General features: G+C 56.1%; 11 protein-coding genes. 6 read left to right on the plus strand and 5 right to left on the minus strand.

Features of this window, described 5'->3' with window-relative positions; translation table 11 throughout:
* Positions 1-3 precede the first annotated feature (3 nt).
* Positions 4-1,308, minus strand: coding sequence for a homoserine dehydrogenase (locus HGAS_RS01465; protein ID WP_019126166.1), 1,305 nt, complete (start codon positions 1,306-1,308; stop codon positions 4-6).
* A gap of 358 nt (positions 1,309-1,666) precedes the next feature.
* Between HGAS_RS01465 and pflB the strand changes: the two genes are divergently transcribed.
* The 3 genes from pflB to pflA all read left to right on the plus strand — a co-directional run bounded on the left by pflB (position 1,667) and on the right by pflA (position 5,133).
* On the plus strand, positions 1,667-3,787 hold the full coding sequence (pflB, locus tag HGAS_RS01470; protein ID WP_019126167.1) for a formate C-acetyltransferase: 2,121 nt from the start codon (positions 1,667-1,669) through the stop codon (positions 3,785-3,787).
* A gap of 72 nt (positions 3,788-3,859) precedes the next feature.
* On the plus strand, positions 3,860-4,111 hold the full coding sequence (gene grcA2 / locus HGAS_RS01475) for an autonomous glycyl radical cofactor GrcA2 (protein ID WP_009409237.1): 252 nt from the start codon (positions 3,860-3,862) through the stop codon (positions 4,109-4,111).
* 140 nt (positions 4,112-4,251) lie between these two features.
* Positions 4,252-5,133 carry a pyruvate formate-lyase-activating protein gene (gene pflA, locus HGAS_RS01480; RefSeq protein ID WP_019126168.1) on the plus strand — a complete coding sequence of 294 codons (882 nt, stop codon included), beginning with the start codon at positions 4,252-4,254 and terminating at the stop codon, positions 5,131-5,133.
* Between the two features lie 92 nt (positions 5,134-5,225).
* Here pflA and HGAS_RS01485 read toward each other — a convergent pair whose 3' ends face one another.
* Genes HGAS_RS01485 through HGAS_RS01495 form a run of 3 tightly spaced genes read right to left on the minus strand, consistent with a single transcriptional unit; the run spans position 5,226 to position 7,910 of the window.
* Positions 5,226-5,858, minus strand: a complete 633-nt coding sequence (locus HGAS_RS01485; protein WP_019126169.1) for a sugar O-acetyltransferase — start codon at positions 5,856-5,858, stop codon at positions 5,226-5,228.
* Complete coding sequence (locus HGAS_RS01490) at positions 5,858-6,565, minus strand: gamma-glutamyl-gamma-aminobutyrate hydrolase family protein (protein ID WP_019126170.1); 708 nt, start codon at positions 6,563-6,565, stop codon at positions 5,858-5,860. Before HGAS_RS01490 ends, HGAS_RS01485 begins: the two co-directional genes overlap by 1 nt.
* 19 nt (positions 6,566-6,584) lie before the next feature.
* Entirely contained in the window at positions 6,585-7,910 is a 1,326-nt protein-coding gene (locus HGAS_RS01495) for an aminopeptidase C (protein ID WP_019126171.1), read from the minus strand.
* Positions 7,911-8,096: 186 nt separating this feature from the next.
* Between HGAS_RS01495 and HGAS_RS01500 the strand changes: the two genes are divergently transcribed.
* The 3 genes from HGAS_RS01500 (at position 8,097) to HGAS_RS01510 (ending at position 12,973) form a co-directional block, all read left to right on the plus strand.
* Positions 8,097-8,975 carry an aldose-1-epimerase gene (locus HGAS_RS01500; RefSeq protein WP_019126172.1) on the plus strand — a complete coding sequence of 293 codons (879 nt, stop codon included), beginning with the start codon at positions 8,097-8,099 and terminating at the stop codon, positions 8,973-8,975.
* Between the two features lie 22 nt (positions 8,976-8,997).
* The gene (gene hrpB / locus HGAS_RS08365; protein WP_019126173.1) at positions 8,998-11,490 is read left to right on the plus strand and encodes an ATP-dependent helicase HrpB; all 2,493 of its coding nucleotides are present in this window, start codon (positions 8,998-9,000) and stop codon (positions 11,488-11,490) included.
* A 100-nt stretch (positions 11,491-11,590) separates the two neighbouring features.
* Positions 11,591-12,973 carry a dihydrolipoyl dehydrogenase family protein gene (locus tag HGAS_RS01510; protein ID WP_019126174.1) on the plus strand — a complete coding sequence of 461 codons (1,383 nt, stop codon included), beginning with the start codon at positions 11,591-11,593 and terminating at the stop codon, positions 12,971-12,973.
* A gap of 109 nt (positions 12,974-13,082) precedes the next feature.
* Here the strand turns inward: HGAS_RS01510 and argS are convergent, their stop codons facing one another.
* Positions 13,083-14,723 carry an arginine--tRNA ligase gene (gene argS / locus HGAS_RS01515; RefSeq protein ID WP_420705272.1) on the minus strand — a complete coding sequence of 547 codons (1,641 nt, stop codon included), beginning with the start codon at positions 14,721-14,723 and terminating at the stop codon, positions 13,083-13,085.
* Positions 14,724-14,735 lie beyond the last annotated feature (12 nt).

Genomic DNA, 14,735 nt, shown 5'->3' on the forward strand with positions numbered 1-14,735 from the left:
AATTTAGATATCCAGGAGCGGGAAGATTGCGGGTGGGACATGAGCGTTGAGTTCATTCACCAGAGCCTCGACGAGGCCATGGGCGCGGTCTCGCGTGATTGCCTGGGTTGTCAGGGTCACAACGCTTTCTCCTTCAGTATCCCCCGCTTCGATATCGATCCCCTGTAGCGACACTTCGAGTGAGGAACACACCCGGCTCACAGACTCACTAACACCTGAAGTCGTCGGAATGCTCAATCGAATAATGAACGGCGAAACAACACTCCAGTTATCCGAGAGTTTCACAGGCAACTCATCTTCTTCACGCATCGCCCCCAGTCCATTGAGACGGTCACGTGCTGCGGCAACAATGTCCCCCAAAACAGCCGAGGCTGTCGGGAAGCCACCTGCCCCGAGGCCCAGGAAAGACAATGTTCCCGCAGCTTGGGCATTGACAAATACGCCATTGGCCGGACCGTGGAGAGAGGCGAAGGCATGATCGAGAGGAACGAAAGTCGGCTCAACCCCTAGACGAAGAACAGGCTCCCCCGCTTCCTCGTCATATTGAGCGCGAGCAACAAGCTTAATGACGTAGCCCAGACGTCCAGCCAGCGCAATGTCATCGGTCGACAGCGCGGTAATCCCCTGACGCGGCACGCTCTCAACACTGACCCAACGTCCAAAGGAGAGAGAGGACATAATCGCGCATTTAGCTGAGGCATCATAGCCCTCAACATCGGCGCTGGGATCAGCCTCCGCGAAACCCAATTCCTGGGCCTGAGCCAAAGCCTCGCCATAGTCCGCGCCCTGAGTGGTCATTTGATCAAGAATAAAGTTGGTCGTCCCGTTGACGACTCCAGCAATCTGGCGAACCCGATCTCCGCGTAGGGATGAGGTCAAAGCCCCAATCACGGGAATTGCACCAGCAACGGCGGCTTCGAAGTAGAGGCGGGTATTCGCCTCGCGGGCAGCAGCAAAAAGCTCGGGCCCACGAGAAGCAATAAGAGCCTTATTACCAGTGATGACTGCACTGCCATTCTTCAGGGCAGCCACGACATACTCGTAAGCCGGATCGACCCCGCCGATCAATTCAACGACGAGGTCTTTCCCCGCAATGACTTCATAGGGATCAGTCGTTAGCAATGAAGAATCAATGGGGAAGGCGCGCTTGGCGTCTAGGCGTCGAACGAGCACGGATTGAACCTCGAGCCGCGTACCCAAACGACGTTCATACTCATCCGACCACTGTTGAAGAAGGTGAATCACATGAGCGCCAACAGTGCCTGCACCCAAAACTCCAATACGGATCGTGGATGGTGTCGTATTCACATTTCCTCCTCTTGGGGGCCAAATCGGCACGTATATAAAGTCAGCTGAAATTGCTCGTGGACCAGTGACGAGTCTACTGTGCACACCCCCTGAAGGCACAGGCTCATCAAGTGATGAACGACTTGCAGCGCGCTCAAAGACTAAAAAGGACTTTTGTCCTACACTATGAGTGATCGGAGCGACAAAAGTCCCAGATTGTTAGACATGGCATATACACAGAACAGGCATAAAGATGCTGTCCATGCACCAAGTGCGAGAGACTAATAGCAGATGCCCGATACGGCACCAAAGATGAGGCCGATGCCTTATCAACCGGAGGTTTTCAGTCCGAAAGCCACGGCAACCGAGAAGAGGGAACATGACTGATCAGCAGACCGCCGACGTCACGACCGACGCCTGGGACGGTTTCGTCAAGGGCCATTGGTCCGAAGCAATCGACGTGCGCGACTTCATCCAGCGCAACTACACCCCTTACGAAGGAGATGCCTCCTTCCTGGCCGGGCCGACCGAAAAGACCCTGCGCGTCTGGGAGACGCTCGAAAAGGACTACCTGTCCAAGGAGCGCAAGGTCCGCATCCTCGATGTTGACACCCACACCCCCGCCGATATCGACGCTTTCAAGCCCGGTTACATCAGCGATGATGACGACGTCATCGTCGGCCTGCAGACCGATGCGCCTCTGAAGCGTGCAATGATGCCAAACGGCGGCTGGCGCATGGTTGAGACCGCTATTAAGGAAGCTGGCAAAGAGGTCGACCCCGAAGTCAAGAAGATCTTCACCCAGTACCGCAAGACCCACAACGACGCGGTCTTCGATATCTACACGCCTCGTATCCGCGCAGCGCGTTCCTCCCACATCATCACCGGTCTTCCCGATGCATACGGCCGTGGCCGCATCATTGGTGACTACCGTCGTGTTGCACTGTACGGTGTTGACCACCTGATCGAGGAGAAGCAGAAGGATAAGGATCGCTACGCAGATCAGCCCTTCTCAGAGCACTGGGCACGCTACCGCGAGGAGCACTCGGAGCAGATCAAGGCTCTGAAGAAGCTCAAGAAGATGGCAGCCGACTACGGCTTCGACATCTCCGGCCCCGCTCGCAACGCACACGAAGCAGTGCAGTGGACCTACTTCGGCTACCTGGCCTCCGTGAAGTCCCAGGACGGCGCCGCAATGTCGATCGGCCGTCTCTCCGCATTCTTCGACTGCTACTTCGAGCGCGATCTTAATCGTGGAACCCTCACCGAGCTCGAGGCCCAGGAGATCATCGACTCTCTGGTCATCAAGCTCCGCATTACCCGCTTCCTGCGCACGATCGATTACGATCAGATCTTCTCCGGCGACCCCTACTGGGCAACCTGGTCGGATGCAGGCTTCGGCGAAGACGGACGTACCTTGGTTACCAAGACCGCCTTCCGTCTCCTGCAGACCCTGCGTAACCTCGGCCCCGCACCCGAGCCGAACATCACCATCTTCTGGGATGAGAAGCTCCCCAAGGGCTACAAGGAATTCTGCGCACTGATCTCGATTGAGACCTCCTCCATTCAGTACGAATCCGATGAGCAGATTCGTGAGCACTGGGGCGATGACGCAGCCATCGCATGCTGTGTTTCCCCCATGCGCGTTGGCAAGCAGATGCAGTTCTTCGGCGCCCGCGTGAACTCTGCAAAGGCTCTCCTCTACGCCATCAACGGTGGCCGCGATGAGATGAGCGGAAAGCAAGTCATGGAAGGCTACGAGCCCATTAAGGGTGACGGCCCGCTCGACTTCGACGAGGTCTGGGCAAAGTACGAAGAGATGCTGGACTGGGTTGTTGGCACCTACGTCGAGGCCCTGAACATCATCCACTACTGCCACGATCGCTACGCCTACGAGGCAGTCGAGATGGCGCTGCACGATTCCGAGATCATTCGCACCATGGGTTGCGGTATTGCTGGCCTGTCCATCGTTGCTGACTCCCTGTCCGCTATCAAGTACGCGAAGGTTTACCCGATTCGCGACGAAACCGGACTGGTTGTCGACTACCGCACCGAGGGAGACTTCCCGACCTACGGTAACGATGACGACCGTGCAGACGATATTGCAGCAACCGTCGTTCACACCGTCATGGATAAGATTCGCGCAATCCCCATGTACCGTGATGCAATCCCGACCCAGTCGGTGCTGACCATCACCTCGAACGTTGTTTACGGTAAGGCAACCGGTTCCTTCCCCTCGGGCCACCAGAAGGGCACCCCCTTCGCACCCGGTGCAAACCCCGAGAACGGTATCGATACCCACGGCATGGTCGCTTCCATGCTCTCGGTCGCCAAGCTCGACTACAACGACGCACTGGACGGCATCTCGCTGACCAACACCATTACCCCTCAGGGCCTTGGACGTACGCGTGACGAGCAGATCACCAACCTGGTTGGCATCCTGGACGCAGGCTTCGTCCCCGACGATTGCTGCGCCGTCGACGCCACCAAGGGTTACTGATAGAAACAAGTCTTAGGCAAACGGAACACCGCTTGTCTATCCGGCCCCACCCGGAAGAAAAGGAGAAATGAAATGGCAACGAAGACCTACGAAGAGCGTCTTGCTTCCATGAAGGCCGCCCGCGAAGAGCGTGAGGAAGGCGCTGGTCTGTACCACGCCAACATCAACGTTCTCGACCAGGCAACCCTCGAAGACGCAATGGAGCACCCCGAGAACTACCCGAACCTGACCGTTCGCGTTTCGGGCTACGCAGTGAACTTCGTGAAGCTCACCCGCGAGCAGCAGCTGGACGTGCTTTCCCGCACCTTCCACCACTCTGCCTGAGCGTAGATGACATGAATGGGGCGCTGGCCGCAGGGCCCGCGCCCCATTCATTTATCTGGCGGATCACGAAATTTTTCTCATTTTTCTATCGTTCCTCTAGGTAGGAACCAACCTTTGGGTAGTAATCCACGGAGCACACAATGACCTTGACTATGAGCAGCGCTGAGCTACTTCGCGATCAGGATTTCCAGGCACCTACGGCCCGAACAGCCGGCCAGGGTGTTGAAGGCCTGGAAGAATTGACTGACCTTGAACGTTCGGATCGCTTGGCTCGAATGCGTGAAGGAACCCTTGGTTCAATCCACTCTTGGGAATTGGTCACTGCCGTTGACGGCCCTGGAACCCGCATGACGGTCTTCCTCAACGGCTGCCCGCTTCGCTGCTTGTACTGCCACAACCCAGATACTTTCCTCATGAAGGATGGCGCTCCCATTTCAGATGAGGAGCTTCTGAATAGGATCCGCCGCTACCGCAGGGTTTTTAAAGCGACCAACGGAGGAATTACGCTTTCCGGTGGCGAGGTCCTCATGCAGCCCGCATTTGCCAAGCGAATTATCCTAGGCACAAAAGCAATGGGGATCCACACCTGCATCGATACCTCCGGTTACCTTGGCGCCAACTGTGACGATGAGATGCTGGACAACCTTGATCTTGTCCTTCTGGACGTAAAGTCTGGCTTCCCCGAGACATACAAGGAAGTCACTGGCCGTGACCTCCAGCCGACCATCGACTTTGGTGATCGCATCGCCCAGCGGGGCGGTCCGACCAGAATTTGGATCCGCTTCGTCTTAGTGCCCGGTCTGACCGATGACCCGGAAAATATTCGTCGAGTCGGCGAGATTGTCTTGCGTTGGAAGAACGTGATCGATCGAGTTGAGGTCCTTCCCTTCCACCAACTTGGTTCGGATAAGTGGAAGAGCTTGGGACTCGAATACAAGCTGGAAGACACGAAGCCGCCATCGCCCGAGGCAACAGATAAGGTTCGCGATTACTTCCGCACTCTAGGCTTCGAAGTCCACTGAGAAACCGCTGACGAACAAAAGTTTACCGCCCCTCGAATCCCATCTAGATTCAGGGGCGGCTACTTTGTTCTCACGAGTGAGGTCAAAGCGCCTCATGCGTGTAGGTGCGCATCCAAGGCAGCGTGCGGATCTTCACCCTCATGTAGCTCCCGGATCACGCGAGCAGGATTACCCACGGCCAAGCTATAAGGCGGCAGAGAACGCGTGACAACCGATCCGGCTCCGACTACCGAGTCATGGCTAATTGTCACCCCCTGGCACACTGTTACCCCGCTTGCCAGCCACACATTATCTTCAATAGTGATGGGCTCAGCACTTTCCCATCCTGCCCGACGAGGCCCGTGTTCCAAGGGGTGAACGGGAGTCAACAACTGACAATTGGGACCGATTAGAACGTCATTACCGATACGGATTTCGGCAACATCGAGAGCGGTCAAGCCATAGTTCACCCAGACGCCCTCGCCGATATGGATATTAAATCCGTAGTCAACGCGAAAAGGCGGACGAATTGTGACTCGCTCCCCCACGCTGCCGAGGATCTGCTCAAGAAGATAGTGCGCAATATCAGGGTCTTCTGGAAGTGCCTGCTCGTAGAGTTTCAACAGACGCTGCGAGCGCTGCGAAACCTCAGCCATTTTCGGGTGATCCCCGATATACCAGTCCCCTGCGAGCATTCGCTCCCAATTGTTACGCCCATCAGCTTCGAAATTTCCATGCTGGCCCATCAGCTATCCCAATTCCGCAATAGCGCAAGCAGCAATTCCATCGAGTACCGATCCGAACGTGGATCCTCGGGATGCCACTGAACGCCAAGGATTCGACTATCGGGATCCTCAACGGCTTCAATCACACCGTCACTGCTACGCGCACTCACCTGCAGCCCATCTCCAACCCGGTCAATACTCTGATGATGCGCTGAACTAACCGTGACTTCATGGCCAAAACCGGCACGAATCAGGACTGATCCTTCATCTATGACGACCTGGTGGCGCGCAAAACGCTGGTCGTCGAGAAGAGTCGGGCTCTCATGGCCATCCATGTCTTGAATCAAGGTGCCGCCATAAGCAACATTAATCACCTGATGCCCGCGGCAAATTCCAAGAAGCGGAATATGGCGTGCACGGCACAACTGGACTAACGCGATTTGTCGCCGGTCACCTTCTGGCCAGTGCTGACCTTCTCTGGGGTAACCAGAATCCATGCCATAAAACTCGGGAGCAACATCTGGTCCTCCCAAGAGGATCACTGCATCGGTGCCTTCAAGGAGCTGCTCGGGCAAGCGAGGATCACTATCGGCAATGTGCAATCGCACATCCCAGGTAGCGACAGCAGCGCTGAGGACACTCCCCTGCAGAGCCTCCAGCAAGGCTTGTTCCCGAGAAGTGGCACGGTGATCGGTCAGGGCACTGACCAAAAGGGTCGGGCGAGTCATCACGTCTCCTTGACGTCACTTATGCCAGGGTTCCCATGGGATCCCATGCGGGCAAAACGATGGGCTCTGAGTCCACTGCGGCAGCTAGGTCTTCAGGAAGCGCACTCTTAGGCACAACAACCTCGAAAACGTTATCGGTGAACCACTGGTCATCCATGGTGAAGAAGCCGGAGTCTCCGGGCTCGTCACCCCAGGAATTCTCAACCCTCCACGCACGCGGTTGCCCGGCCTCGTCAAGATCTACCCCGGTGAAGAGCATCGCGTGGTCCATCGCCGACTCACCCGAGCGCACCCGCTCAAGCTTCGTCGAGCTGAAATCGACATCAAAAAGACCGTCATAGTCATGGATACCGGTCACAAAGAAACCGAGGCCTCGATCATAGGGCTGAGAGACGTCGGCACCGAACCAGACAGCCTCACCTGCAGCGATCTGTGCAGCTGCGATGCGCTTAATCTCTTCGACGGGGGCATTCAGGTAGCGAATCGGACGTCCACCGACAACATTGCCCAGGTGCTCAACAGTCTCCATCGATCCCTTCGGGTTTTCGGGACGGGGGTCATCAACCAGGCAGATGTACTCGCTCAGGTCCACGCCCACGTGGCGCTCGTAGAACTCGTGAGGAGTGATCTCGCCGTCGCGGTGGAAGTTGCCCTCATCATCACGCCACTGCCAGTTAAAGCGCACGGGCGGCTCGCCTAGGCAGACAACAAGAATCTTCCACACATCAGCCAAAATCTTGCGACGCTGAGTATCGACTTCCTCAGCGCTTGCACCGGCGGCAATGGCCTCGCGCAGACGAAGCGCACCAATATGGAGTACTGCGCGCAGGCGCGCGTTCATTGGGCGCGAGTTGGTTGATGCCTCACTTTCAGGCATGACTTCCTTGGGCACCAAGCCATACTTCATATAGACCGAAACAGCCATATCCCACTGGCCACCATCGCCCAAAACATCGCCCAGCAGGAACTGAACCAGACGACCGTCAACAGGCTCATCCGAAGTGGCAATGATGTCGGTCAGGAACCAGTTGGCGCGTTCAAACTTATCCCAGAAGAATACGTAGCTCTGAGAGAACTCGAAGTTCTTGATCCCCAGGCTTTCGCGCGCCCGCGAGCGCAGGAAGTTCAAAGAGGAGAAGAGCCAGCAGCGGCCGGACTTCTTCTGAGAAGTTGCCTTCCAATCATCCAAGCGGTGTGAAACAGCTGTGGAAGTGTGCTGAATCTTTTCGCGGTTCAAAGAAGCGGCTTCAATTCCAACTTGGGTTGCGGCATTCCTGGCCAGCGCGACCTTGGTACTTTCCTCTTCGCGCAACTGCATCAGGAGGTCGTTGGAGATCTCAGGCATATTCTCGTCCTCTCATTTGACTAGTACTTTAAGCATCTTTGCTTCCTCCATACTACGCTCCTGAGGGGCATCTCCCCTTTTCTGTCCATGGTCGAGGCGGGCCTGAAGTCTTAGGGATACGCGTGCTTTCCCACTTACACTGAACTGGTACAGTTTCCTCTGTACAAGCCACAGTGAGGTGTTGCTATGAGTTTCCATGCATCTGGTCGCGAACTTTCGTGCGAGGCCGGGGACTATTCCCTGAGCGTCGTCACCGTTGGTGCTGGGATCTCTTCCTTGAAGTGGAAGGGACGAAACCTCGTTCTTCCTCATAAGGTGACCGAAGTTGCGCCCGGCTGGTCTGGAAAAATGCTTCTTCCCTGGCCTAATCGGATTGCCGATGGACGTTATTCGTGGAATGACAGGGAATACCTGCTGCCCATCAATGACCGCGGAACTGGCACGGCGCTGCATGGACTTGCGGGTTGGGTTCCGTGGGAGATTGTTGACGCTACGGCATCTCACGTGAGATTAGAAAGCTTTATTGCTGCCCAGGAGTCCTATCCCTGGCCTCTCACAGCACGCCTCGATCTACGTTTAGATCCTGAAAGTGGCCTAAATATTGAGTTGTCGGCAAAGAACTTAGGGGATTCTCCCGCGCCCTATGGGGCTTCTCTTCACCCCTATCTTCTGGGCGGCACCACAGCTGATGACTCGATACTGAGCCTCCCCGCCTCGCACATCGTCGACACCGACGAGAATCTATTGCCAACGGGAATCAACCCGGTCAGCGCTGCATATGACTTCCGCGTTCCCCGCATGGTTGACGATCTTTTCATCGACCACTGTTACGGCGGCCTTCAAGGGAATTGGGAAGTGCGCGTGACGAATGCGCAGGGTGAAGGCGCAGCTTTGGCTTCCAATACACCGTGGGTTCAAATCCATACAGCAGATGCCCTTGGCCGTCCAGGCATCGCGGTTGAACCAATGACCTGCCCGCCCGATGCATTCAATTCGGGAATTGATCTGGTCTCTTTGGCCCCTGGCCAACGTCACCGTCTGTCCCTGTCCATCCGCGGTCTGTAAGAGAGCATGTAATACTGAAGCGGTGTTGAGCTTTCAGGATGCGATTACTCGGGCCAGTGATTTGCCCGTCTCTCAGCTGCTTCCTGATTTTCTACGCTCATGCAGCTCAGGCAGCGTATCAATTATTTCCGCGAGCGCTGGTAGCGGAAAGACGACTCTTATTCCCCTTGCCTGCGCCGAGCTTCTTGAGCCCAGGCAGCGAGTCCTCGTGTGCTCTCCGCGGCGCGTGAGTGCACGTTCTTGTGCTCGTCGCTTGGCCCAGTTATTGGATGACCGCGTGGGCCACCTTGTGGGGTTTAGCGTCCGCGGTCAAAGCGAACGAAACGCGTCGACGCGGATTGAATTTGTTACCCCCGGTGTTTTGACTCGAATGATTCACTCTGACCCAGAATTGCAGGGAATCGGTTGTGTCATTCTTGACGAGTTTCATGAACGAGCGGTCGATAGTGATCTTGCATGTGCCTTCCTCAGTGATATTCGCGAGGTTCTACGCGAAGACCTTCGCTTGGTCATCATGTCTGCGACCGTCGATATTGACGCTCTTCGTAGCCTTCTAGCTGATTTTTCGCCTCAGGTTTTTGAGCTTAATCAAGAGCTTTATCCAGTTGACATTGTCTGGGAAGCGCCGCCGCGCGGTGTCGACTATTTCCAGGGCGAGAGGGTGAGCACTCCTTTCCTCCGTCATATCGCCGTACTTGCTGCGCGGGCACTGGAACGTTACCCCGGAGACGCGCTTGTGTTTGTTCCAGGCATGCGTGAAATCTCCAAGGTCTGCGAATTCCTTGAGAAAGTGGATGCGCGGGTCATTGCGCTTCACGGCCAGCTTTCTCCTTCACAGCAAGATGAGATTTTTGCTGCTTCGTCTTCGAGGCGAATCATCGTCTCTTCCTCTATTGCAGAAAGTGCACTCACGGTCCCAGGAGTCCAGATCATCATTGATTCAACATTGAGTAGGCATACGCGCTTCTCCCCCGCTCGCGAGGCCACTTCACTGGTTACGGTCCCCTCGCCTCGTTCTTCTATGGTTCAACGCGCGGGACGAGCCGGGCGCCTCGGCCCTGGAGTGTGTATTCGTGCCATGGAATCCTCGGGATGGGCAATGCGCTCGTCCCAGCCCTCCCCCGAGATCACGATCTGTGACCCCGTTCCCCCCTTGCTTTCTGTGGCGTGTTGGTCGCGTGCAGACTTCTCGTCTGTCCGTCTTCTTGATTCCCCCAGCCGAGGCCTCGAGGAGTATGTGCGTTCCTCCCTTGAGGCTTTGGGGGCGATTGACGAGGCCGGGCAGGCGCTACCCCACGGACGTTCACTTGCGCTCTCCCCGGTGGACCCTCGCGTTGCACACGCACTCAGCACTCTTGAGGATGAGATTCCACGAGAAATTGCGGCGCTTTGCGCAGCTGTGCTCTCTGAAGATTTACGTCCAAAGGGAGGCGACTTACTGAGCTGTCTATATTCGCTTCCGCTAGGCGGTGTTCAAGCTGCCCGCATTGAAGAAACTGTCGCGCGCATGTGCCAATCTCCCCGCCCAATCTGGGATACACACTCACGCGTGAAAGTCGCAGCTGCTATGGCGGATTTTGTCTCTCGTGCTTTTCCGCTTCGTCTTGCACGTCGACGTGAAGGAAGTAACCGATATCTTCTTGTTTCTGGTGTAGGCGCAACGCTTCCACAAGCTTCCGCTTTAGAGGGAAGCACATGGCTTGCAATAGCCGATCTGCAATCAACCACCGGCGATGGAATCATTCGTTCGGCGCTCCCTCTTGACCAAGACACTGCCTGCACGGCTGCGTCCCATCTTCATAAATCTGTTTCGCGCCTGACGCTTGATCAGGGGCGAATCCTTGCAGTGATCGAGGAAAAACTCGGGGCTGTGACCTTGCGCAGTACCCGCGATCTCAATCCTGATCGAGAGGCAGTGCGCTCCTTTGCTCTCGCGGAGTTGGCAAAGATGAGCGTTGCAGATCTACCGTGGAGCCAGAGCGCATCACAGCTACGACTGAGAATTCTCAAATGCCAAGAGTTTCTTGGAGATCCCTGGCCTCTTGTTGATGACGAACACTTCATCATTTCCTGCGGGCAATTTTTGGCAGATCAGTGGAGTGACGGCCGTCCTCTAGCACAGCTATCCCTTGGTGAGGCTCTGACATCCCTCTTGGTCTGGCCATTGAATAGGGACCTTGACCGTCAAGCACCAACACAGATCACAATCCCAACCGGCGCCGAGCGGTGCGTGGAATGGGATCACGAGGGGGCACGTGTTTCCCTGCGTGTTCAAGAAGCATTTGGCTGGACGGATTCTCCCCGCTTCATGGATGGCCGACTTCCACTGCGCATCGAACTCACGGATCCCGCCGGACGTCCTGTGGCCATTACCAGCGATCTTGAGTCCTTCTGGAAAGGTCCCTACCAGCAGGTTCGATCTGAGCTTCGAGGCCGCTATACCAAACATCATTGGCCTGAAGACCCCTTCTCGGTTGCTCCGACAGCACGAACGAAGCGCGCGTCGACGAGATAAAAGTGAAGCGCCTCACCATCAGCTTTTCGTTGGAATGATGTTGTTTCAGCCTTCGTTCTAGGAGGTAAGAAGGATCGCTCCACTCAGTAAAGGAGACACCGTGGAGAACTTTGACCTCATTGTTGTTGGAGGCGGGAAGGCCGGAAAGTCACTGGCGATGAATCGCGCCAAAAAAGGCTGGAAGGTTGCCCTGATCGAACGACAGTTTATCGGTGGCACCTGCATTAACGTGGCGTGTATCCCCACCAAATCTTTGGTCGCTGCAGCTCGCCGCATGGAAGATACTCGCAGCGACGCCACCTTTGGTATCGAGGGTACCGCTGGCGCTTACATCAACGTAGAAAAGCTGCGCGCACACAAGGAAGGTATCGTCTCGGCAATGGTTGCCGCACACGAGAAATTCTTCGCTGCGCCAGGAATCGATTTCATGCGTGGAAGCGCTCGTCTTTTGGACGCGCACAGCGTTGAAGTCAAGCTTGAAGATGGGACACTGCGCCAACTCCACTCCGAGCGCGTCCTACTCAATCTGGGAACTAGCCCCGCACATCCTCCAATTCCTGGACTTTGGGAAGCTGGAGCATGGGACAGCGAAGATATCCTGCGAGTGGAAGAAATCCCCTCATCACTTGTCATCATTGGTGGCGGATACATCGGTATCGAATTTGCATCCATGATGACAAGCTTCGGATCGAAGGTAACGGTTGTTGCTTCCGGCCCCCATATCCTTGACCGTGAAGATCCCGATATCGCAGCAATCTACGAAAAGAGCCTGCAGGATAGAGGCGTCACAATCCTCACCGGTGTTCTTGCGAAGTCCGGCTCAAAGCAGGACGGTGTGATCACCGTCGAGCTTTCTGATGGCAGTAGCGTGAGTGCAGAAAAGGTGTTGGTTGCTGCAGGGCGCATCCCCAACACAAAGGGAATTGGTCTTGAAGAAGCTGGAGTGGCGCTCGATCAACGAGGCTTCATTAGCGTTGATGATCATCTGCGCACCAATCTCGATGGCGTCTGGGCTGCAGGCGACTGCGCAGGCACACCCATGTTCACCCACGCCTCGTGGAACGACTACCGGATCATCCGCGAACAGATGGACGGGGTCTCCTTGGATGATCCACGGACTTCGAAGGCCGGACGCCTCATCCCCTGGGCTCTCTCCGCTGAACCGGAGCTTGGACGTATCGGAATGAATGAAACCCAAGCAAAGGAACAAGGACTGGATGTCCTTGTCGCCTCGATCGATACTGCGGCAATTCCACGAGCAAAGACCATGCGCGATACGACCGGTAAGTGGAAGGCAATCGTTGACGCGAAGACCCACACAATTTTGGGCGCAACGCTTGTCGGTCCTCAGTCCGGTGAAGTCATCACTGCCGTTCAAGTAGCAATGAGCGCGGGGATGACCTACGAGCAGCTCCGCATGCTCCCCATCGCCCACCCGACAATGGGAGAAGGACTCAATATCCTCTTTGATTCTCTTGCCTAAGCTGGACGCAAGCTCTGCGGAGCATCTGCGATTCATCTAAAGGTCGAAACGGGTTGGCCCCGCAGTTTCGGATGAAACTGCGGGGCCAACTGCGTCTATCTGACTGAGCTCACATACGTTCGGGAGCTTCAACGCCAAGAAGGTCCAGACCGCTACGCAGGACCTGCGTCACCGCGTCATTGAGCCACAGGCGTGCAACATGGCCTTCATCAACCGGATCGTCTCCACGAGGAGTAACGCGGCACTGTCCATACCAGGTGTGGTAAGCGGCGGCGAGCTGCTCCAGGTAGCGAGCAACACGGTGAGGCTCACGTAGATCCGCAGCTTGTGCGACTTGGGCGGGGAACTGCGCAAGAACACCCAGAAGATCGCTATCGGCCTGAGTATCCAGTGCTGCAGGGTTAAAACCAGCATCGCGCGTGACACCGTGCTCAGCTGCATTTCGTGCCACGTTACGAGTACGAGCATGCGCGTACTGAACGTAGTAGACCGGGTTTTCGTTCGTGCGCGATCCCAATAGATCCAAATCAATATCCAAATTGGAATCCATGGACACTCGAACCAGCGCGTAACGGGCAGCATCCACGCCAACGGCATCGACCAAGTCGTCAAGGGTGACGATGGTTCCAGCGCGCTTGGACATGCGGACCGGCACGCCATCCTTAACCAGGTTCACCATCTGACCAATGAGAATCTGCATGTTGACACCGGGCTTGTCACCAAATGCTTCACACATCGCCATCATTCGGCCAATGTAGCCGTGGTGATCAGCGCCCAGTAGATAGATGGCAACATCGGCACCGCGGCGGCGCTTATCAAGGTAGTAGGCGACATCACCGGCGAAGTAGGCTGCTTGACCGTCGGACTTAATCAGAACGCGGTCCTTGTCATCGCCGTAAGAGGTCGTCCGCAGCCACACGGCTCCATCTTGGTCAAAGACCTCGCCGCGCTGACGCAAGGTTTCAATTGCGGCGTCAACAGCTCCCGAATTGTGGAGCGAATCTTCGTGGAAGAAAACGTCAAATTCAGAGCGGAAATCACGCAGACGCTGCTTGATTTCATCGAACATCAGCTCGACGCCACGTGCGCGGAATGCCTCAACAGCTTCTTCTTCGGGAAGAGTCACCGGATCGGACTCCCCTGCTGCGACAGCATCTTCACGCACCTGCGCTGCAATATCGGCAATGTACTGGCCGCCGTAACCGTCTTCGGGTGCCTCATGTCCCATCGCGCGCGCATAGAGAGAACGCGCGAAACGATCGATCTGCGAACCGTGATCATTGAAGTAGTACTCGCGGGTCACCTTCGCGCCCGATGCTTTCATCAGGCGAGCGAGGGAATCTCCCACGGCTGCCCAGCGTGCACCACCCAGGTGAACAGGACCCGTGGGGTTGGCGGAGACATACTCCAAGTTAATGTGCAGTCCCTTCATGGATTCGCCACGGCCGAAAGCTCCACCGGCCTCGACAATGGTGCGGGCAAGCTCGCCTGCAGAGGCAGCGGCAAGACGAATATTAATGAAGCCGGGACCAGCGATTTCGGCGCTATCAATGCCCTCGAGTTCATTGAGGTCGCTCACGAGGATCTGCGCAAAGTCACGCGGGTTCATTCCCGCTTTCTTTGCCAATTGCATGGCAATATTGCTGGCCCAGTCGCCATGATCGCGGTTACGAGGCCTCTCGACCTTCACCGTCTCGGGAAGGTCTGCGGGCTCGAGAGACAAGTTGCCCTGCTCGATCTCAGCAAGCAAAAGGTCGTGGAT

Origin of the sequence: Actinomyces sp. ph3 (genome assembly GCF_000308055.1) — a bacterium.
Lineage (GTDB): Bacteria > Actinomycetota > Actinomycetes > Actinomycetales > Actinomycetaceae > Pauljensenia.